The organism is Ralstonia pickettii (assembly GCF_001699815.1).
Classification (GTDB): Bacteria; Pseudomonadota; Gammaproteobacteria; order Burkholderiales; family Burkholderiaceae; genus Ralstonia; species Ralstonia thomasii.
The window spans coordinates 1-18,255 of record NZ_MCGB01000099.1; the positions used below are offsets into that span (position 1 = coordinate 1).

Sequence of the window (18,255 nt, forward strand, 5' to 3'; positions counted from 1 at the left end):
CAGCCAGCGTTGCGTCTGCTGGTACACAGCCTCCCAGGGCGGAAAGTTCGTCGGCAGCATGCGCCATGCGGCCCCCGCGCGTGCCAGCCAACGCAGCGCGTTGAACAGCTCTCGCAATTCATATCGCCTCTGCGGCGCGTCTTGGTTCATCAACGTCAAATACGGCGCCGCGAAGCTCCATTCTTCGTCACTCACGTCGCTCGGATACGGTCTGCGTTTCTCCATCACGCTTCGACTGCAGCACCGACGGAAAGTGCATAACACGCTCTAGGCCTTTATGGCGCAACTAGCCAATCCCTTAAACCACCACCGGCAACGCCGTCGTATCCTTGATCCGCTCCAGCGCAAAACTGCTCTTCACATCGATCACCGCCGGGTGGGCGAGCAACTGATCGCGGATGAAGCGCGCGAAGTGCTCCATGTCTTCCACGAACACCTTGAGCAGGTAATCCATCTCGCCGGTCATGGCGTAGCAGGTGACCACCTCGGGCCATGTCGCCACGGCGGCGCGGAAGATGTCGGACGGGCCTTTCCCTTTGGGCGCGCCGCCCTGCTTTTCCAGGCGCACGTTGATGTACGCCGACAGCCCCAGCCCGATCTTGGACGGGTCGAGCAGCGCGGCGTATTGGCGGATGACGCCGGACTCTTCCAGGCGCCGGATGCGTCGCAAACACGGGCTGGGCGACAGATTCACCCGCTCGGCGACTTCCAGGTTGGTGAGGCGGCCGTTGTTCTGCAGGACTTCCAGGATCTTCCGGTCGATCTTGTCGAGTTCCACTTTATTCATTTTGTTGCTCCGCACCAATTAATTCGGCAATTTTCTTGCGCAAATTTAGCAAGGTCGGCACAACTTCGCAATTTTTGCTTGGATGGACACACCTACACTGCGAGGATCGTCAAAGACCTGTGCGCTCCAGAGCGCGCCCCCACAGGAGACTCACCATGCAATTCACGCCTTGGGAAAACCCGATGGGCACCGCCGGCTTCGAGTTCATCGAATACGCCGCGCCGGACCCCGTTGCCATGGGCAAGCTGTTCGAGAACATGGGCTTTACCGCCATCGCGAAACACCGTCACAAGAACGTGACGCTATACCGCCAGGGCGAAATCAACTTCATCATCAACGCCGAGCCGGATTCGTTCGCGCAGCGCTTTGCGCGCCTGCACGGCCCGTCGATCTGCGCGATTGCGTTTCGCGTGCAGGACGCCGCGTTTGCCTACAAGCGTGCGCTGGAGCTGGGCGCCTGGGGCTTCGACACCCACAGCGGCCCGATGGAGCTGAACATTCCGGCCATCAAGGGCATCGGCGATTCGCTGATCTACCTGGTGGACCGCTGGACCGGCAAGAACGACGCCAAGGCCGGCGACATCGGCAACATCAGCATCTACGACGTCGATTTCGTGCCCATCGCGGGCGCCAATCCGAACCCCACCGGGCACGGCCTGACCTACATCGACCACCTGACGCACAACGTCTACCGTGGCCGGATGAAAGAATGGGCCGAGTTTTACGAACGCTTCTTCAACTTCCGTGAAGTGCGCTACTTCGACATCGAAGGCCAGGTCACCGGTGTGAAGAGCAAGGCGATGACGAGCCCGTGCGGCAACATCCGCATCCCCATCAACGAGGAAGGGACGGAGAAGGCTGGTCAGATCCAGGAGTATCTGGACATGTACCACGGCGAGGGCATCCAGCACATCGCACTCGGCTCGACCAACCTCTTCAACACGGTGGACGCACTGCGCAGCAACGGCATCAAGCTGCTCGACACGATCGACACGTATTACGAACTGGTCGACAAGCGCATCCCCGGCCATGGCGAAGACGTGGCGGAACTGAAGAAGCGCAAGATCCTCGTCGACGGCGCCCCGGGCGACCTGCTGCTGCAGATCTTTTCGGAAAACCAGCTGGGCCCGATCTTCTTCGAGTTCATCCAGCGCAAGGGCAACCAAGGCTTTGGCGAGGGCAACTTCAAGGCACTGTTCGAGTCCATCGAACTCGACCAGATGCGCCGCGGCGTGCTCAAGGCCGACGACCAGCCGGCCTGAAGACCCTCAAGCTTCAGGCGTGCTGTACCCGCACCCCGATGGTTCGCCATCGGGGTGTTTTTCATGGGCGTTGCGGCATGCGCGCATGCGGCACTGACACGGCCCCGTAGCCAAACCAACCCGCACCGGTCTTGCAATGCATTGAGGATCGGAGGGGCGCAGGCAATAAAAAACGGCGCCCGAAGGCGCCGCTTGCGTGCGGAGATTCAGACGAGGCGTCACTCGCCCTTCGTCGCCGACGGGCCACCCGGCATGGCAGCGGCCGCCGGGGTGTTCTTCTGCGCCTTGCGGGCGTCGTGGCGGGCCTTCATGTAAGCGCGGATCTCGTCTTCGGTGATCTTGCCGTCGTGGTTGGCGTCGATCTGGTCGAAGTTCTTGGCCAGACGCGGCATGCCGGCCTGCACTTCGTCCTTGGTCAGGCTGCCATCGTTGTCCTTGTCGGCCGCCTTGAACTTGGCGTCCAAGCGCTGCGCCATCTTTTCGTGCATCTCGCCCTTGTGGGCCTTGTGCCAAGCGGCCAGCTCGTCCTTGCTCAGTTGGCCGTCGTGGTTGGTATCGATCTGGTCGAAGTTCTTTTCAAGCCACGCGTGGCCCTTGGCCTCGTCGCGCGAGACCTGGCCGTCGCCGTTGGTGTCGATGGCCTTGAAGCCGCCATGGTGGCCGGGCTTGCCTGCGCGGGCGTCAGGTTGCGGCGCGGCCGGTACCGTGGCGGTGGCCGGCGCCTGTGCGCTGGCAGCGGGGGCACTGGCATCCTGAGCGCGGGCGTTCATGCCCGACATGGCCAGGAACAGGGCCGAGGTGGCGAGGAAGGCTTGGACAGCACGTTTGTTGGTCATGGTCAGCTCCTTTTCACATGGACTGTGTAGCGGATTAGAACCCGACAATGCCGGCGCGTTGCCCGCATTTACACGCTGTTACCCCAATGACACCCGTTGTAATATGCGCCCGCCAACGCCTGGCGAGCCGCATCAGACGCGACATGCCTATTGGTCGGCGCCCGGCTGGGGGGTGTCGCCCTTGCGTGCGGCGGCCGCTGCGCGGTGGCGAGGGCCGACAATGCCGCCGCCCTGGCTCGTAGGCTCCTCACCCGTGTTGATCTGCGCTGGTGCAATGGGCAGCATGGCGCCCGGCATGGAGGTATTGGCCGGATTGTTGGCAACCGGCGGCGCTGGTGGCATGGCGGGCGTCGATAGCGGAGCTGCGGCGCCTGCAGGCGGCAGCGGCATCGCCGGTGCATTGCGATTGGCCGGCGCCCCCCCCCAAGGCGCTCGCCGGCAGCGGAATCTCCTGGCGCGCGCCGTTGCGCTCGATCACCACCGAGCGTGCCTTGATTTCCACCAGCTTGATATTGGACGACAACGACTTGCCGGCGCGCACGGCCTGCGGTGCGCCACCGTCCACCGACACGATGGCTGCCCCGGAACCATCTGCCAGATCGGCCACCACGCCCATTACCTGCACATCGCGCGGACCGTTCTGCGGGCCACCGCCGAAGAGCGTGACGGCGGCGCCGGTCTCCAGGGCATCGGTCTGCGCCACGCGCGCCTCACGCGGCGCGCCCAGCGAGCGCAGCGACGACAGCGTCAGCACCCAGTGCGTCAGCAGCGCACACAGGGCAGCAAACAGTACAAGGCTGAGCAGGCGGGACGACTGTCGAGCGTTCATGAAATGGGCGAGGCACCGTAGGAATACGCCGATTCTATCCGCCCTTCATGCCGGTTCGGTGAACAGCTTGGAGGGGCGGCTCTAGCGCCAACGCAGCATGACCCCGCCACGCAATATATGGTCATATGTCACGGATATACTGTGTCTCTCACCCTAATTGCCAACTCTGTCGCCATGATGCAAGGCCAACTTCGCTCCTCCTTCCGCCAGCGCGCCCTCGCCCGACACGCAGCGCGTGGCTTCACCCTGATCGAAATCATGGTGGTGGTGGTGATCCTGGGCATCCTCGCCGCGCTGGTGGTGCCGAAGATCATGAGCCGCCCCGACGAGGCGCGCATCATCGCCGCCAAGCAGGACATCGCTTCCATTTCGCAGGCGCTCAAGCTCTATCGCCTGGACAACGGCCGCTACCCGACGACCGAGCAGGGCATCAGCGCGCTGGTCACCAAGCCGACCACTGAGCCGATCCCCAACAACTGGAAAGGCGGCGGCTATCTGGAACGCCTGCCCAAAGACCCGTGGGGCCATCCGTACCAATACCTGAACCCAGGCGTGCGCGGTGAAGTGGACGTCTTCAGCTTCGGCGCCGACGGCCAGGCCGGCGGCACGGGCAATGACGCCGATATCGGCAACTGGGACAACTGAGCCGCTGCAGTCGCCTCAGCCACCCTCGCACCATGTTCGGCCAATCACGCCGCCACCAGCCCCCTCGCGGCTTTACGCTGCTGGAGTTGCTGGTGGTGGTGGTCATCATCGGCATCGTGCTGGCCGTGGTGGCCGTGAACGCCACGCCCAACCCGCGCTCGCAACTGGTCGATGACGCGCAAAAGCTCGCCCGCCTGATCGAACTGGCTCAGGAAGAGGCGCAGCTCACGTCGCGCCCTGTGGCGTGGGAAGGCGATGCGCAGGGCTGGCGCTTCTACGAATCGACCCCCAACGGCTGGCGCCTGCTCACGCGCGACGTGCTCGCGCCGGGCCACTGGCGCCAAGGCATGGACAACGTACAGATCGTCGCCGGTGCCGCTGCGGTCCCGGGCGCACCGCAGCGCCTCGTGTTCGGCCGCGAGGCGATCGGCTTGCCGTGGCGCGTGGCGCTGACCTCGCAAGGATCGCGCGTCGACGTGGTATCCGACGGCGGCCCCCGCGTGCTGACGGAGATGCAAACGCAATGACGCGCAGCCATCGTCCCACGCGCACGCGCGGCTTCACCCTGCTCGAAGTCCTGGTGGCGCTGACCATCGTGGCCGTGGCGCTCACCGCCACCATGCGCGCCATGGGCAGCATGACCACCGCCAGCGATTCGCTGCAGACGCGCATGATCGCCACCTGGAGCGCCGAGAACCACCTGGCAAACCTGCGCCTCGCACGCGTCTTCCCAGACCCCGGCGCGCGCGGCTTCGCCTGCCCGCAGGGCGATACCCAACTGTGGTGCGAAGAGACCATCGCAACCACGCCCAATCCAGTGTTCCGTCGCGTGGAGGTCGCCGTCTATCCGGATGCGTCCAAATCCGTGCGACTGGCGTGGCTCGTGACTCTGTTGCCGAACGATGCGCGCAATGTCTTCTAATCGTTCCGCGAACATCGGCACGCGCGGCTTCACCCTGCTCGAACTGCTGGTGGCGATCACGCTGCTGGCCATTCTGGCCGTGATCGCCTGGCGCGGGCTCGACAGCATGACCCGCACGCACGAGGCGCTGGCCCAACGCGATGAACGCATCGAAGCACTCAAGACCGCCTACGCCCAGTTCGATGCCGATTGCACCCAACTGGCCGATCCGAACACGCTGTCGCGCTCACCGGTGGAGGTGGACGCCAACCGCGTGCTGATGGTGCGCGACCGACGCGGGGAGAGCGATAGCGGCCAGCCGCCCGCGTGGCAAGTGGTGCTCTACCGCATCGTCGACGGCCGGCTCGAACGCCTCCAGACTCAACCGATCACCAACCGCGGCGACCTGCGCAATGCGATGGACAACCTGCGCCAGGGCGGTGTGGGTGCCGCGCGCTACCTGCTCGCCGCCAACGTTGACAGCATCAGCGCCCGCGCCTGGATCGAACCCGGCGGCTGGATGGACAGCACGGGCGCGCTGTCGGCGGCACTGTTCCCGGCCGGCAGCAACACCACCACCCTCACCGGCTTGCCGTCGGCTTCCACGCCCAGCGCGTCGGCGCCCTCGGCCAACAGCCCCGGCGTGGTGGTGCCGGCCGCCTCGGTGCGCGCGGTGGAACTGGCATTGCTCGTGCGCATGACGCCGCAGGGCGCGCCGCAGCGCTTCACGCGCATCTGCATGACGGGGCTTTGACATGGCGCGATGCTCCCGTCGATTGTCTCAACGTCATCCGCAGCCCGGGCGCCAGCGCGGCGCGGCCATCATTACAGCGCTGCTCGTCGTTACGCTGGCCGTGGTGATCGTGTCGGGCATGCTGTGGCGCCAGCAGGTGGAGATCCGCGCGGTGGAAAACCAGCGCCTGAAATCGCAGGCCACGTGGATCGCGCGGGCGGGCATCGACTGGGCGCGCCTCATCCTGCGCGACGACCAGCGCCGCACCGGGGCGGTAGACCACCTGGGCGAAATCTGGGCCGTGCCGATCCAGGAAACCAAGCTGTCGGACTTTCTCGGCAGCTCGCTGCGCACGGACACGGCCGGCGAAGAGTCCTACCTGTCGGGCCGGATCTTCGATGCCCAGGCGCGCTTCAACCTGATGAACCTGCTGATAGCGCGGACGCTGGGCGGCCGCATGATCATTACCGGCCGCGACAAGAACGCCATCAAGGCGTACGGCCTGCTGCTGCAGTCGCTCAACATCGACCCGAGCCTGGCCAATGTCACGGCGACGTACCTGGCGCAGATGTTGGGCGGCTTCCAGTCGATCGAAGGCATGCAGGGCGGTCAGCAAGGCGGCGAAGACAGCGGCGGGGGCGGGAGCGGCGGCAGCAACAGCAGCGGCCCGCGACCGCTCGACGACGTGGCCAGCCTGCTGACGATCCCGGGCTACACGGCGGACATGGTCGCCAAGCTGCGCCCCTACGTGATCGTGCTCCCCACCCGCACGCAGATCAACGCCAACACGGCCAGCGCCGAAGTGCTGGCCGCCGTCATCCCGAACCTGAGCCTGGACCGCGCCCGCTCGCTGGTGCAGGCGCGCGACCGCGCGTACTTCCGCAACATCGGCGACGTCACCAACCAGTTGCGCGGCATCGCGCCGGGGGTTGACACCACCGCAGCGGCCAACCTGCTGGACGTGCAGACCCACTATTTCCTCGTCTACGGCATGGCCCGCCACGAGCGCGCCCGGATCGGGGAAGTGGCGCTTGTTTCACGTGGCGATCCGATCAACAATAACGCGACCCGCATCGTGTGGGTCCGCCGCATTGACGAGATTCCGTCATGACGGCGGCGCAACACCCCTCCGCGTGCGTACGCGCCGCCTGTAGACAGACCCTGGCCTTCGCCGTATTGTCATCCGCATCGTTCAGCATCGCGGGTCTTGCGCAATCCGGCGCTTCCGTTGGCAGTTCGCATTCACACTCTCAAGATCAATAGAGGAGCGGTTTGACGACCTCCCTGTACGTGCGCCTGCCGCACCGGCCCATTCAATCGCCCGAACGCTGGTCGACGGGCGCGCTTGCCTCCGTGCCGTTCGCGCTGGTGCGTGAAGAAGGCGCGCTTGGGACCCAACGCGTTCAGCGCGAAGGCACGTCGCGCACCGACGAACTGCCCGCGGCCGATCGGCTGGTCCTCCTGCTGCCCGCCGCCGATGTGTTGCTGGTGCCGGCCAACGTGCCGCCGCTGGCGCTGCCCAAACTGCGTCTGGCCCTGCCCAACCTGGTGGAAGAGCGCCTCGTGCAGGATGCGCAGCAGTGTCATATCGCCCTTGGGCCCCGCCTGGGTGATGCCCCCGCACGCAACTGGCGGGCACCCCGCGAGCCACAATCGCGCGCATTGATGATTGCCGACCGCGCGTGGGTCCGCTTCATCCTCGATACCTTTGCCGGCCACAAGCACCGCACCTGCCATCTGCTGCCTGCGCAGCTTTGCCTGCCGTTTGAAACGCCTGCCGCAGCCGCAGCGCTGGCTGCAGAACCGACAAACGCGGTCGAACGTGCGGAGCCGTCGCTCGATGCTTCTGCTGAACCTGTTGTCGAAATGCCCGTGGCTGAAGCCGTTGCGGCGGTCGCCCCAGCAACCATCGCGCTCGACGCAGCGCCACCGTCCGACCCGGACGCGCCCGTCGCCATCGACATCACCGTACGCACCGGCCGCGCCGAGGGCTACGGCCTGCGCGTGCTGCCGGCCAACGTCGGCAACTGGCTGGGGATTGCACCCACGCCGGCCACGCTGATGGTGTCGCCCGCGCTGCGCGAGTTGGCGCCCGGCCTGTCGACCGACCCCGCCACCGCCACGCTGGACTGGTCCACCTGGGCAGCCGGCGCACGCGACGCCCTCGCTTCAGGCGAAGCCGATCTTTGTCAGTTCGACTTTGCACGCGGCGGCGTGGCCGGCGTGGACTGGAGCCTCTGGCGCCTGCCGATCGCACTGGCCGTGCTGCTGGTGGTCGTGCAGCTCATCGGCATGAACGCGCGCTGGCTCACGCTGCGCGCCGAGCAGAAGCGGCTCGATACCGCCATGCGCGCGCAGTTGCAGACAGCCTTCCCGAATACGCCGGTGATCCTCGATCCGCCCGCGCAGATGCGCCGCCAGGTCGAGCAGCTGCGCCTGGCCGCCGGCAAGTCGGCTCCGGAAGACTTCCTGCCGCTGGCCGATCGCTTTGCCCAGGCCGCCACCGGTCTCGCGCCCGATGCGCTTCTCGCGCTCGATTACCACGGCCGCGCGCTCACGGTCACACTCAAGGACGGCACCGACACCGCCAGCCTGCGCACCGCGGCCCGCAATGTCGGCCTGAACATGGACACCGCCGAGGCCCCGCGCGGTGCCGAGGCGACCGTACCGGGCTCGCGCTGGACGGTCTCCATCGCCCAATAACGATTCCTCCATGGCGACTTCCTCCCCCTCTTCTTCCCGACCGGCATCCCGCCGCCTGCCGCGCATTGGCGTGCCGGACTCGGTGCGCGACGCGGCCACGACGTTCTGGATGCAGCGCGAACCGCGCGAACGCCGCATCCTGGCCGGTGGCGGCGTGGTGCTGCTGTTGGTGATCGTCTACCTCGTGCTGTGGGAGCCGGCCTTCGAAGGCCAGCGCCGCATCGAGAAAGCCCTGCCGCAAATGCGCAGCCAACTCGCCGAGATGGAAACGCTGGGCCAGGAAGCGCGCGGCCTGTCTGCCATTGCCGCCGCGCCGGTGCCGCGCGGTGCGGAATTGCAGCAGGCGCTCAACACGAGCCTCACCAACCACGGCCTGAAGGCCACGCGCATGGCGATGTCGGGCGAGAGCGTGCAGGTGCAACTGGACAAGGTGCCCTTTGGCGCTGTCGCCGAATGGCTGCAGGAGGTGCGGCAGGCCCAGCGCATGAAGGTGATCGACACGAACATCAAGTACGTGGGCGCGACGGCCCTGGTCAACGTGACGGCGACGCTGCAAGGCCCCGCCGCCACAGGCCGCTGACGGGTCCGATCGTGCCGATGGGGATTGAATCGCTGCCGCCGCTGCGCCTGCGCCGCCGTGCCGGGCCGGACCAGCGCACGGGCCTCGGCTGGCGTGTGCTGTGGTGTGGCGTGGCGCTGCTGGCCGTGGGCGTGACCGTGGTGGCACAGTATCCGGCCGCGTGGGCGGCGGAGCGCATCGCCGCAGCCACGGGCCACCGTGTTTTGCTGGCCGACAGCCAGGGCAGTATCTGGCACGGCAGTGCAACGCTTGCGCTGACCGCCGGCAACGGCGGTGCCGATGCGACCGTGCTGCCCGGCCGGCTGTCGTGGTCGATCGACGTGCTGCCGCTGCTGACCGGCACACTGCGCACGCACCTCGAGCACGATCGCGCGCTGGAAAAGCCGGTCACGCTGACGGTCACGCCGGGGCATTGGGAAGCAGAGGCTGGCGCAGTCGCGCTGCCGGCATCGTTACTGGAAGGCGTAGGCGCGCCATTCAACACGCTCAAGCTGGATGGCCGGCTGCGGGCGGAGTGGACGCCGCTCTCGGGCCAATTCGGCAGCGGAAAGGGCCAGCCAAACACCGCCCAGGGCGCGCTGACTGTCACGCTCGAGCAGGTATCATCCAGCCTCAGCCGGGTACGGCCGCTGGGCAGTTACCAGGCGGTGGTGTCGTTTGGCGGCGTGAGCGGTGCGCCGATGCAGTTGTCGCTGTCGACACTGGCCGGGCCGCTCACTCTGCAGGGCCAGGGCACCCTTGGCCAGGGCGCGCATTTTGACGGGGTGGCGAGTGCCACCCCGGAGTCGGAACCGCAATTGATTGGCCTGTTGAGTCTGCTGGGCCCGCGCGACGGGTCGCACCATCGACTCCGCTTTTGATCCTCAAGCCGGCGCGCGAGCCAGCGTGCCGACAACCATGAACGAGACCATGTACAACGCCTCTTCCCGACTCACCGTTCGCGCCATCGTCCTGGCATGCTGCGCAACAATGGTGGCCGGCTCGATGCCAGTCTTTGCCGCCCCACCGGGCGCGGCATCCTCCCAGAACGGGGCCGCCGGCAACCCGGGGGAGGAGGTCTCGCTGAATTTCGTCAACGCGGATCTGGAATCGGTGGTCAGGGCCGTCGGCCAGGCCACCGGCAAGAACTTCATCGTCGACCCGCGCGTGAAGGGCACCGTCAACCTCGTCACCGAAAAGCCAGTGACGCGCTCGCAGGCACTCGAATCGCTGGGCTCGATCCTGCGCATGCAGGGCTACGCGATTGTCGAGGGCAACGGTTTCACCAAGGTCGTGCCGGAAGCCGACGCCAAGCTGCAAGGCTCGCCCACCAGCGTGGGCGCGGCAGGCGCGCGCGGCGGCGAGCAGGTCGTCACGCAGGTCTTCCGCCTGCAGCACGAATCGGCCAACAACCTGGTGCCGGTGCTGCGCCCAATGATCGCGCCCAACAACACGATCACCGCGTACCCGGCCAACAACACGCTCGTCATTACCGATTACGCCGACAACCTGCGCCGCATCGGCCGCATCATCGCGTCGATCGACACGCCCGTGGCCGGCGAGACCGAACTGATTCCGCTGAAGAACGCCGTGGCCATCGACGTGGCGGCCACGCTGCAAAAGCTGCTCGATCCGTCGGCCGGTGGTGCAGGCGGCGCGGCCGGTGCCGGCGCGGCGCTGTCGGACCCAAGCCTGCGTACGTCGGTCGTGGCAGAGCCGCGTTCGAATAGCGTGATGGTGCGCGCGTCGAGTGCGGCACGTCTGGCACAGGCCAAACAACTGATCGCCAAGCTCGATGTGCCGAATGCACGGCCGGGCAACATCTGGGTGGTGCCGCTCAAGAATGCCAACGCGGTGCAGCTGGCGACGACGCTGCGCGCGATCGTGGCGGCCGATGCCACGCTGTCGGCCTCCGCATCGACCGGGCCGGGCGGCCAGAGCGCCGCGCAAGGCGCGACTTCGCAGCCGGCCGGCGGCGTGAGCAACCTGCAGAACCAGAACACGCAGAACACCAACTACGGCAGCGGCTCGGGTTCGGGCAGCGGCTCGGGCAGCGGCAGCTCGTCGTTCCGCGCCTCGTTCGGGCAGAACAACACGCCGACCACCGGCGGCATCATCCAGGCCGATCCGGCCACCAATGCGCTCATCATCACCGCCAGCGAGCCGGTCTACCGCAACCTGCGCGCCGTGATCGACGACCTCGACGCGCGCCGCGCGCAGGTCTATATCGAATCGATGATCGTGGAAGTGACGGCCACCAAGGCTTCGCAGTTGGGCATCCAATGGATGGCCGGCGCGGGCGGGCCGACCACCTTTTTTGGCGGTGGCACCAACTTCGGCTCCGGCGCCAATAACCTGATCAACCTCGCGGGCACGATTGCCACCATCACCAGCGGCGGCATCGGCAGTACGGCCGCGCAGACTGCCATCGGCACGCTCTCAAACAGCGTTGGCCAGCTCAACGGCGGCAACTTCGGGGTGTTCAACAGGGGCAGCGGTTTGGGCGCCATCCTCAGCGCGCTGGGTTCGGACGGTTCGGTCAACGTGCTGTCCACGCCCAACCTGATTACGCTCGACAACGAAGAGGCCAAGATCCTGATCGGCCAGAACGTGCCGATCACGACCGGCTCATATGCGCAGACCGGCGGCGCGGCTTCGGTCACGCCGTTCCAGACCTTTGACCGCAAGGACGTCGGCATCACGCTGCGCGTCAAGCCGCAGATCACCGATGGCGGGCTGGTGAAGATGCAGATCTTCCAGGAGTCGTCGGCCGTGGTGCCGGGCACGCAGAATGCCACGCAGGGCCCGACCACCAACGTGCGCTCGATCGAGACCAACGTGCTGGCCAACGACGGCCAGGTCGTCGTGCTGGGCGGACTGCTGGAAGACAACTACCAGGACGGTGAGCAGAAGGTGCCGGGCCTGGGCGACATCCCCATCCTGGGTGCGCTGTTCCGCTCGGAGAACAAGACGCGTGTGAAGACCAACCTGCTGGTGTTCCTGCGTCCGATCATCCTGCGTACGGCCGATGCGACCGGCACGCTGTCGGACAACCGCTACAACTACATGCGCGACACGCAGCAGGGCTTTGTCTCGCCAAACATGCTGCCGACCACGTCGGACAAGGACACACCGGTGCTGCCCGCGCCCAACGCCATGCGCCCGGCTGAAAACTACGGCGACGTGTCGATCGTGCCGAAGGGCCCGGCCGGTACGCAGGTGCCCCCGGGCGCCCCGATGCCGATGCCGCAAGGCACCACGCGCAGCCAGCCGCGCCTGCAGAACTTCGCCGCGCCCACCTCGGGCGGCTACGACGGCAACGCGCCGCGTAATGGCGGCTGACAACGGACAACGAACCATGGCAACACACGCTTCCACCACCGACGTCAGCACGCTCGAGCCGCCCTCGCAGTCGGCCGTGCGGCTGGTGCCGTATGCGTTTGCGCGCGACGCCAAGTTGCTCGTCGCCCGCCAGGACGTCGACACGCTGGAGGTGTGGGTCTGCCCCGAAACCTCGCGCACGGCGCTGGCCGAACTCGGCCGCGTGTTCGGGTCGCTGCATCTGGTGACGCTCGACGCGGCGGCGCTATCCACCGCCACGCAGACGGCCTACAACGCGCAAGACGGCAGCGCGGCCCAGGTCGTGGGTGAAGTGGAGGGCGAAGTCGACCTCTCGCGCCTGATGCAGGACATTCCGGCCGTGGAAGACCTGCTCGAATCCGAAGACGACGCGCCGATCATCCGCATGATCAACGCGCTGCTCACGCAGGCCGCGCGCGAAGGCGCCTCGGATATCCACATCGAGCCGTTCGAGAATGCATCCGTCGTGCGCTTTCGCGTCGATGGGACGCTGCGCGACGTGGTGCGCCCGAAGAAAGCGCTGCACGGCGCGCTGATTTCGCGCATCAAGATCATGGCGCAGCTCGACATTGCCGAAAAACGCCTGCCGCAGGACGGCCGCATCACGCTGCGCGTGGGCGGTCGCCCGGTGGACGTGCGTGTGAGCACCCTGCCCACCGGCCACGGCGAGCGCGCCGTGCTGCGTCTGCTCGACAAGGAAGCCGGCCGGCTCGACCTCGGCAAGCTCGGCATGGGCGCCGGCACCCTGGCGCGCTTCGACCACCTGATCAACCAGCCGCACGGCATCGTGCTCGTCACCGGCCCCACGGGTTCGGGCAAGACGACCACGCTGTATGCGGCGCTGTCGCGGCTCGACGCGGCGTCCACCAACATCATGACGGTGGAAGATCCGATCGAATACGACCTCGACGGCATTGGCCAGACGCAGGTCAACCCAAAGATCGACATGACGTTCGCCAAGGCCCTGCGCGCCATCCTGCGCCAGGACCCGGACGTGGTGATGATCGGGGAAATCCGCGACCTGGAAACCGCGCAGATCGCCGTGCAGGCCTCGTTGACGGGCCACCTGGTGCTGGCGACGCTGCACACGAATGATTCCGCATCCGCCGTGACGCGCTTGATCGACATGGGGATCGAGCCGTTCCTGCTGTCTTCATCGCTGCTGGGTGTGCTGGCGCAGCGGCTGGTACGCCGCCTGTGCGTGCATTGCCGCCGCGAAGAAGTGCTCGAACTCACGCCTGCGGAAGTGGAAGCCGTGGCCGGCACGCCCGTGGCCGATGGTGTGGCACCGGCCACGCCGGCACGCAAATCGGTGTGGCATCACGTCGGTTGCGAGCGTTGCAGCAACTCTGGCTACCAGGGCCGGACCGGCGTGTACGAACTGCTGACCGTCACGCCCGAAATCCAGACGATGATCCACCGCCAGGCCGCTGAATCCGAGATCAAGGCGTTCGCCATCGGCCAGGGCATGCAGACGATGCGCTTGGATGCACAGCGCTGGATCGACACCGGCGCCACGTCGCTGGAAGAAGTGCTGCGTGTCACACGCGACTAAAGCGCGAATAAACGAATAGCGCATGCCAGCCTTCCGCTACGAAGCCGCCGACGCCACCGGCAAGACCGACAAGGGTGTCATCGAAGCCGACAGCGCACGCCAGGCGCGCACGCTGCTGCGCGCACGCGGGCTGACGCCGCTGCTGGTCGACGCGCTGGGCGCGCAGGCCACGAAGCGCAGCGGGTCCACCTTCGGCAAGCGGCTATCGGCGCAGGAAAACGCGCTCGTCACGCGCCAGCTCGCCAGCCTGCTGGTGGCGGGCCTGCCGCTCGATGAGGCGCTGGCCGCGCTGGCTGATCAGGCCGAACGCGCGTACGTCGGTGAACTGCTCGCCGCCATCCGCGCGGAAGTGCTGGGCGGCAGCTCGTTGTCGGTGGCGCTGGCGCAGCATCCGAAGGATTTTCCCGACATCTACCGTGCCCTCGTATCAGCGGGGGAGCACTCGGGCAACCTCGGGCTCGTGCTGTCACGCCTGGCCGACTACATCGAAAGCCGCAACGCGCTCACATCGAAGATCAAGCTGGCCTTCACGTACCCCGCCATCGTCACGGTGGTGGCGTTTGCGATTGTGATCTTTCTGCTGTCGTACGTGGTGCCGCAGGTGGTCAGCGTGTTTGCCAACACCAAGCAGAAGCTGCCGACGCTCACGATCATCATGCTGTGGCTGTCGGACTTTGTGCGGAACTGGGGCTGGCTGGCGGCGATCGTGCTGGTGGCGATCGGCGTGCTGATCCGCAATCTGCTCAAACAGCCGGCGTTGCGGTTGTCGTGGCACAAGTGGCTGCTGACTGCGCCGCTGTTCGGCAAGCTCGTTCGCGGCTACAACACCGCGCGGTTTGCGAGCACGCTGGCGATTCTGACCAGTGCCGGTGTGCCGATTCTGCGTGGGTTGCAGGCAGCGGGTGAGACGCTGAACAACGTTGCGCTGAAGACCAATGTTGAAGATGCGTCCACGCGCGTGCGCGAAGGGACTTCGCTGGCGCGGGCGTTGGCGGCGCAGAACCAGTTTCCGCCTGTGCTGGTGCACCTGATCCGCTCGGGTGAGGCGACGGGGAATCTGCCTGCGATGTTGGAGCGGGCTGCGCAAGGAGAAGCGCAAGAACTGGAGCGTCGGACGTTGTTCCTTACTGGCTTGCTGGAGCCGGCGCTGATTTTGACGATGGGTGTGGTGGTGTTGCTGATTGTGTTGGCGGTGTTGATGCCGATTATCGAGATTAATCAGTTGGTGCACTGAGGTTTTTTGTTTTTTGGGCTTTTGGCCCCCCCCTTTCGTTCCCTGCCGGGACCGACTCACTTTTCTTTGTCTTGCCAAAGAAAAGTAAGCAAAAGAAAGGCGCGCCCGAGATGGCGACCCATCCCTTGAATTTGTGTGACCGTGCGGAGAAGGAGGCAAACTCGCTGCGCTCAGACAGGCCTCCTTCTTTTTTCCGCCCGCTTACAGAAATTCAAGGCGCCATCTAGGGCAGGAACGTCAACCGCCAAACCATCGCGGCGCGGGAGTTGGCGCCGCGATGGTTCGTCTGCGTGCTTAGTGTTTGCGCGTGCCTAGGATGACCAGCACGGCGGCGCCCAGCTCCAGCGCGGCTACGAAGTAGAGGCCGGCGGAGAGATGGCCGGTGCTTGTCTTCAGCCAGCCGATCATGTACGGCGCGACGAAGCCGGCGAGGTTGCCGATGGAGTTGATGAGGGCGATGCCGCCTGCGGCTGCGGTGCCGGCCAGGAACACGGCCGGGATCGACCAGAACACCGGGAACGCGGCGAGGATGCCGATGGCGGCGACCGTCAGCGAGACCAGCGCCAGAAACGGCGAGCCCAGCGTAGCGCCTGTCGCCACCAGGCCGGCGCTGGCGATGAGGGCGGCGATGGCGCAGTGCATGCGGCGTTCGCCCGTGCGGTCGGAATGCGCGCCGTTCCACACCATCGCAATCGTGCCGGCGATGAACGGAATGGCCGAGATCAGCCCGATCTGGAAATTGCCCTGCACGCCCAGCTCCTTGATGATCGACGGCGTCCAGAACGCGATGGTGGCGTTGCCGCTGACCACGCAGAAGTAGATGGCTGCACAGACCCACACGCGGGCGTTGGCGAGTGCCGCACCAAACGAGGCGTGCTTGGCAGGGTCGCGATTCTCCGCTTCAACGGCGCGGACGACGGCGTCTTGCTCGGCAGCGGAAAGCCACTTGGCCTGGCGAGGCGTTTCGGGCAGCCATGCAAGCACGGCAAAGCCGGCCAGCACGGAAGGAATGCCTTCGAGCAGGAACAGCCATTGCCAGTTGGCGAGGTGGCCCACGCCTTCCATGCGGCTCATGATGAAACCCGCAACTGGGCCGCCCACCACGCCCGCAATCGCAAACGACGTCATGAACAGGCCGTTGATGCGCGCGCGGTGTGCGGAGGGAAACCAGTACGTCAGGTACAGCACCACGCCCGGGAAGAAGCCGGCTTCAAAGATGCCCAGCAGAAAGCGCATCACGTAGAACGAGGTCGGCGTCTTCACGTAGATCATCGCCATCGAGGCCAGGCCCCACAGGATGGTGATGCGTGCCAGCGTCTTGCGGGCGCCGATCTTTTCCAGCAGCAGGTTGCTCGGCACTTCAAACAGGAAGTAGCCGATGAAGAAGATGCCCGCGCCCAGGCCGTACACCGCTTCGCTGAACTGCAGATCCTGCAGCATCGACAGCTTGGCAAAGCCGACATTGACGCGGTCGATCCACGCGAGGATGAACAGCACCACCAGGAACGGCACCAGCCGATACGCAATGCGCCGGTAGGTGACATCCAGCTCGGTGCTGGGGATGGACTGGCTGGTCGGGTCTGTTGGGTTGGCCGGAAGGGCTTGGGTTTGCGACATGGTTTCCTCCAATAGCGTGTGCGGGCGCCGGCGTTTCGTTGTGCTGCCTTGTTGTCCGAAACGCAGGCATGAGTTGGGCCTGGCGCGTCTGCAGCGCGCCTTTTTGGCTTGGCTTGGGGAACCGCCTGCGTGGCCCGGACGCAGGCGGAGAATGTTCTGGCTAGTCGATCAACGCAGGGCAGCCTCCACCGCCCGGCCGACGCGCAGGATGCGCGCGTCGTCGTTGGCGAGACCGCAGAGCGACAGGCCGACCGGCAGTTCGCCGGCAACGTGTACCGGCAGCGTCAGCGCGCAGCCGTCCAGGAAATTGATCACGCTCGGATTGCGCAGCGTGAGCGCATTGATGCGGAAGAACTGCGCGTCATCGACCTCGAGCGGAGCGACCTCGGGCGGCACGATGGCAACCGTCGGCATCAGCCATGCATCGAAGTTGCCCAGGCGCTTGCGTGCGGCGGCAATCATGCGTGCGCGTGCGTTGATCACGTCGATGTATGCGGCCGCGCTCATCTGTTCGCCACGGCGGATGCGCGTGGCCACGCGCGGGTCGTACTGGACTTCGGCACGCGCGAGCAGCGAGCGATGCCATGCCCAGGATTCCGCTGCCGAGAAGCCGCCGCCGCTGTTGATCTCCGGCAGTTGCAGCAATTCGGGAAATTCGAAACGCACGATGTGCGCGCCGGCACGCTCCAGCCGTTCAACAGCGCGTTCGAATGCAACGGCGACCGTGTTGTCGAGGTCCGCGCCGACAAAGTCCTGCGTGATACCGAAACGCAATCCGGCCAGCGGCACGGCGGTGGTGTCGAATGCGTCGTTGCCGGACTCGCCGCTCAACACGGCGTCGACGATCGCGCAGCAGTCGACCGAGTTGGCGAGCGGGCCGCCGGAATCGAGCGACGTGGACAACGGCACGCCGCCCGTCATCGGCACGCGGCGGGCGGTGGGCTTGAAACCCGTCAGATTGCAGAACGCCGACGGAATGCGGATCGAGCCGCCGGTGTCGGTACCCAGTGCCGCCACGGCCATGCCGCCCGCAACGGTGACGGCGCCGCCCGAGGTGGAGCCGCCCGCTGCGCGTGCGCCGTCCGCTGGCGTGCGCGGCGTGCCGTAGTGCGGGTTGAGCCCCAGTCCGGAGAACGCGAATTCGCTCATGTTGGTGCGGCCGAGCAGCACGGCGCCGGCTGCGCGCAGGCGTGCCACGGCGGCGGCATCGGTGGTGGCGCGCGGCTGGTCGGCC

At 66.3% G+C, this 18,255-nt stretch carries 17 protein-coding genes and 1 pseudogene; 12 read left to right on the forward strand and 6 right to left on the reverse strand.

Annotated features, from left to right (window positions below; all coding sequences use genetic code 11):
* The coding region (locus BEK68_RS21970; protein ID WP_139111374.1) for a transposase at positions 1-225 on the reverse strand (225 nt) is incomplete at its 3' end.
* Positions 226-298: 73 nt separating this feature from the next.
* Complete coding sequence (locus BEK68_RS21975; RefSeq protein ID WP_004628844.1) at positions 299-787, reverse strand: Lrp/AsnC family transcriptional regulator; 489 nt, start codon at positions 785-787, stop codon at positions 299-301.
* Positions 788-942: 155 nt separating this feature from the next.
* Between BEK68_RS21975 and hppD the strand changes: the two genes are divergently transcribed.
* The gene (gene hppD / locus BEK68_RS21980; protein WP_012436641.1) at positions 943-2,049 is read left to right on the forward strand and encodes a 4-hydroxyphenylpyruvate dioxygenase; all 1,107 of its coding nucleotides are present in this window, start codon (positions 943-945) and stop codon (positions 2,047-2,049) included.
* Positions 2,050-2,267: 218 nt separating this feature from the next.
* Here hppD and BEK68_RS21985 read toward each other — a convergent pair whose 3' ends face one another.
* A complete protein-coding gene (locus tag BEK68_RS21985; RefSeq protein WP_012436642.1) occupies positions 2,268-2,885 on the reverse strand; it encodes an EF-hand domain-containing protein in 618 nt (205 codons plus the stop codon).
* A 147-nt stretch (positions 2,886-3,032) separates the two neighbouring features.
* Positions 3,033-3,714 (reverse strand): annotated as a pseudogene (locus BEK68_RS21990) (type II secretion system protein N).
* A gap of 174 nt (positions 3,715-3,888) precedes the next feature.
* Here BEK68_RS21990 and gspG point away from each other — a divergent pair.
* The 11 genes from gspG to gspF all read left to right on the forward strand — a co-directional run bounded on the left by gspG (position 3,889) and on the right by gspF (position 15,404).
* Positions 3,889-4,359 (forward strand): type II secretion system major pseudopilin GspG, encoded by a 471-nt coding sequence (gene gspG, locus BEK68_RS21995; protein ID WP_009239680.1) that lies wholly within the window; start codon positions 3,889-3,891, stop codon positions 4,357-4,359.
* Between the two features lie 32 nt (positions 4,360-4,391).
* Positions 4,392-4,886, forward strand: coding sequence for a GspH/FimT family pseudopilin (locus tag BEK68_RS22000; RefSeq protein ID WP_012436644.1), 495 nt, complete (start codon positions 4,392-4,394; stop codon positions 4,884-4,886).
* Positions 4,883-5,281 carry a type II secretion system minor pseudopilin GspI gene (gene gspI / locus BEK68_RS22005; protein WP_004628832.1) on the forward strand — a complete coding sequence of 133 codons (399 nt, stop codon included), beginning with the start codon at positions 4,883-4,885 and terminating at the stop codon, positions 5,279-5,281. The genes BEK68_RS22000 and gspI overlap by 4 nt, the downstream gene beginning before the upstream one ends.
* Complete coding sequence (locus BEK68_RS22010) at positions 5,262-6,014, forward strand: PulJ/GspJ family protein (RefSeq protein ID WP_024542304.1); 753 nt, start codon at positions 5,262-5,264, stop codon at positions 6,012-6,014. Before gspI ends, BEK68_RS22010 begins: the two co-directional genes overlap by 20 nt.
* A 1-nt stretch (position 6,015) precedes the next feature.
* Positions 6,016-7,104: a type II secretion system minor pseudopilin GspK gene (gene gspK, locus BEK68_RS22015; protein WP_012436645.1), complete on the forward strand. Its 1,089-nt coding sequence runs from the start codon at positions 6,016-6,018 to the stop codon at positions 7,102-7,104.
* 161 nt (positions 7,105-7,265) lie between these two features.
* Complete coding sequence (gene gspL / locus BEK68_RS22020; protein WP_012436646.1) at positions 7,266-8,696, forward strand: type II secretion system protein GspL; 1,431 nt, start codon at positions 7,266-7,268, stop codon at positions 8,694-8,696.
* 10 nt (positions 8,697-8,706) lie between these two features.
* Entirely contained in the window at positions 8,707-9,276 is a 570-nt protein-coding gene (gspM, locus tag BEK68_RS22025; protein WP_004628825.1) for a type II secretion system protein GspM, read from the forward strand.
* A 17-nt stretch (positions 9,277-9,293) separates the two neighbouring features.
* A complete protein-coding gene (locus tag BEK68_RS22030) occupies positions 9,294-10,136 on the forward strand; it encodes a type II secretion system protein N (protein WP_012436647.1) in 843 nt (280 codons plus the stop codon).
* A 37-nt stretch (positions 10,137-10,173) separates the two neighbouring features.
* Positions 10,174-12,597, forward strand: coding sequence for a type II secretion system secretin GspD (gspD, locus tag BEK68_RS22035; protein WP_012436648.1), 2,424 nt, complete (start codon positions 10,174-10,176; stop codon positions 12,595-12,597).
* Positions 12,598-12,613: 16 nt separating this feature from the next.
* Positions 12,614-14,170: a type II secretion system ATPase GspE gene (gene gspE, locus BEK68_RS22040; RefSeq protein WP_012436649.1), complete on the forward strand. Its 1,557-nt coding sequence runs from the start codon at positions 12,614-12,616 to the stop codon at positions 14,168-14,170.
* A gap of 22 nt (positions 14,171-14,192) precedes the next feature.
* Positions 14,193-15,404 carry a type II secretion system inner membrane protein GspF gene (gspF, locus tag BEK68_RS22045; protein WP_004628817.1) on the forward strand — a complete coding sequence of 404 codons (1,212 nt, stop codon included), beginning with the start codon at positions 14,193-14,195 and terminating at the stop codon, positions 15,402-15,404.
* Between the two features lie 294 nt (positions 15,405-15,698).
* Here gspF and BEK68_RS22050 read toward each other — a convergent pair whose 3' ends face one another.
* Both BEK68_RS22050 and BEK68_RS22055 read right to left on the reverse strand, forming a co-directional pair.
* Positions 15,699-17,021: an MFS transporter gene (locus tag BEK68_RS22050; RefSeq protein ID WP_012434956.1), complete on the reverse strand. Its 1,323-nt coding sequence runs from the start codon at positions 17,019-17,021 to the stop codon at positions 15,699-15,701.
* A 168-nt stretch (positions 17,022-17,189) separates the two neighbouring features.
* Positions 17,190-18,255 (reverse strand): amidase (locus BEK68_RS22055; RefSeq protein WP_065851896.1); only part of this gene is annotated, 1,066 nt, incomplete at its 5' end.

Excerpts from the sequence above, each read along its gene's own strand:
- BEK68_RS21975 (WP_004628844.1), bottom strand. The coding sequence starts at position 787 with ATGAATAAAGTGGAACTCGACAAGATCGACCGGAAGATCCTGGAAGTC.
- hppD (WP_012436641.1), top strand. The coding sequence starts at position 943 with ATGCAATTCACGCCTTGGGAAAACCCGATGGGCACCGCCGGCTTCGAG.
- BEK68_RS21985 (WP_012436642.1), bottom strand. The coding sequence starts at position 2,885 with ATGACCAACAAACGTGCTGTCCAAGCCTTCCTCGCCACCTCGGCCCTG.
- gspG (WP_009239680.1), top strand. The coding sequence starts at position 3,889 with ATGATGCAAGGCCAACTTCGCTCCTCCTTCCGCCAGCGCGCCCTCGCC.
- BEK68_RS22000 (WP_012436644.1), top strand. The coding sequence starts at position 4,392 with ATGTTCGGCCAATCACGCCGCCACCAGCCCCCTCGCGGCTTTACGCTG.
- gspI (WP_004628832.1), top strand. The coding sequence starts at position 4,883 with ATGACGCGCAGCCATCGTCCCACGCGCACGCGCGGCTTCACCCTGCTC.
- BEK68_RS22010 (WP_024542304.1), top strand. The coding sequence starts at position 5,262 with ATGCGCGCAATGTCTTCTAATCGTTCCGCGAACATCGGCACGCGCGGC.
- gspK (WP_012436645.1), top strand. The coding sequence starts at position 6,016 with ATGGCGCGATGCTCCCGTCGATTGTCTCAACGTCATCCGCAGCCCGGG.
- gspM (WP_004628825.1), top strand. The coding sequence starts at position 8,707 with ATGGCGACTTCCTCCCCCTCTTCTTCCCGACCGGCATCCCGCCGCCTG.
- BEK68_RS22030 (WP_012436647.1), top strand. The coding sequence starts at position 9,294 with ATGGGGATTGAATCGCTGCCGCCGCTGCGCCTGCGCCGCCGTGCCGGG.
- gspD (WP_012436648.1), top strand. The coding sequence starts at position 10,174 with ATGAACGAGACCATGTACAACGCCTCTTCCCGACTCACCGTTCGCGCC.
- gspE (WP_012436649.1), top strand. The coding sequence starts at position 12,614 with ATGGCAACACACGCTTCCACCACCGACGTCAGCACGCTCGAGCCGCCC.
- gspF (WP_004628817.1), top strand. The coding sequence starts at position 14,193 with ATGCCAGCCTTCCGCTACGAAGCCGCCGACGCCACCGGCAAGACCGAC.
- BEK68_RS22050 (WP_012434956.1), bottom strand. The coding sequence starts at position 17,021 with ATGTCGCAAACCCAAGCCCTTCCGGCCAACCCAACAGACCCGACCAGC.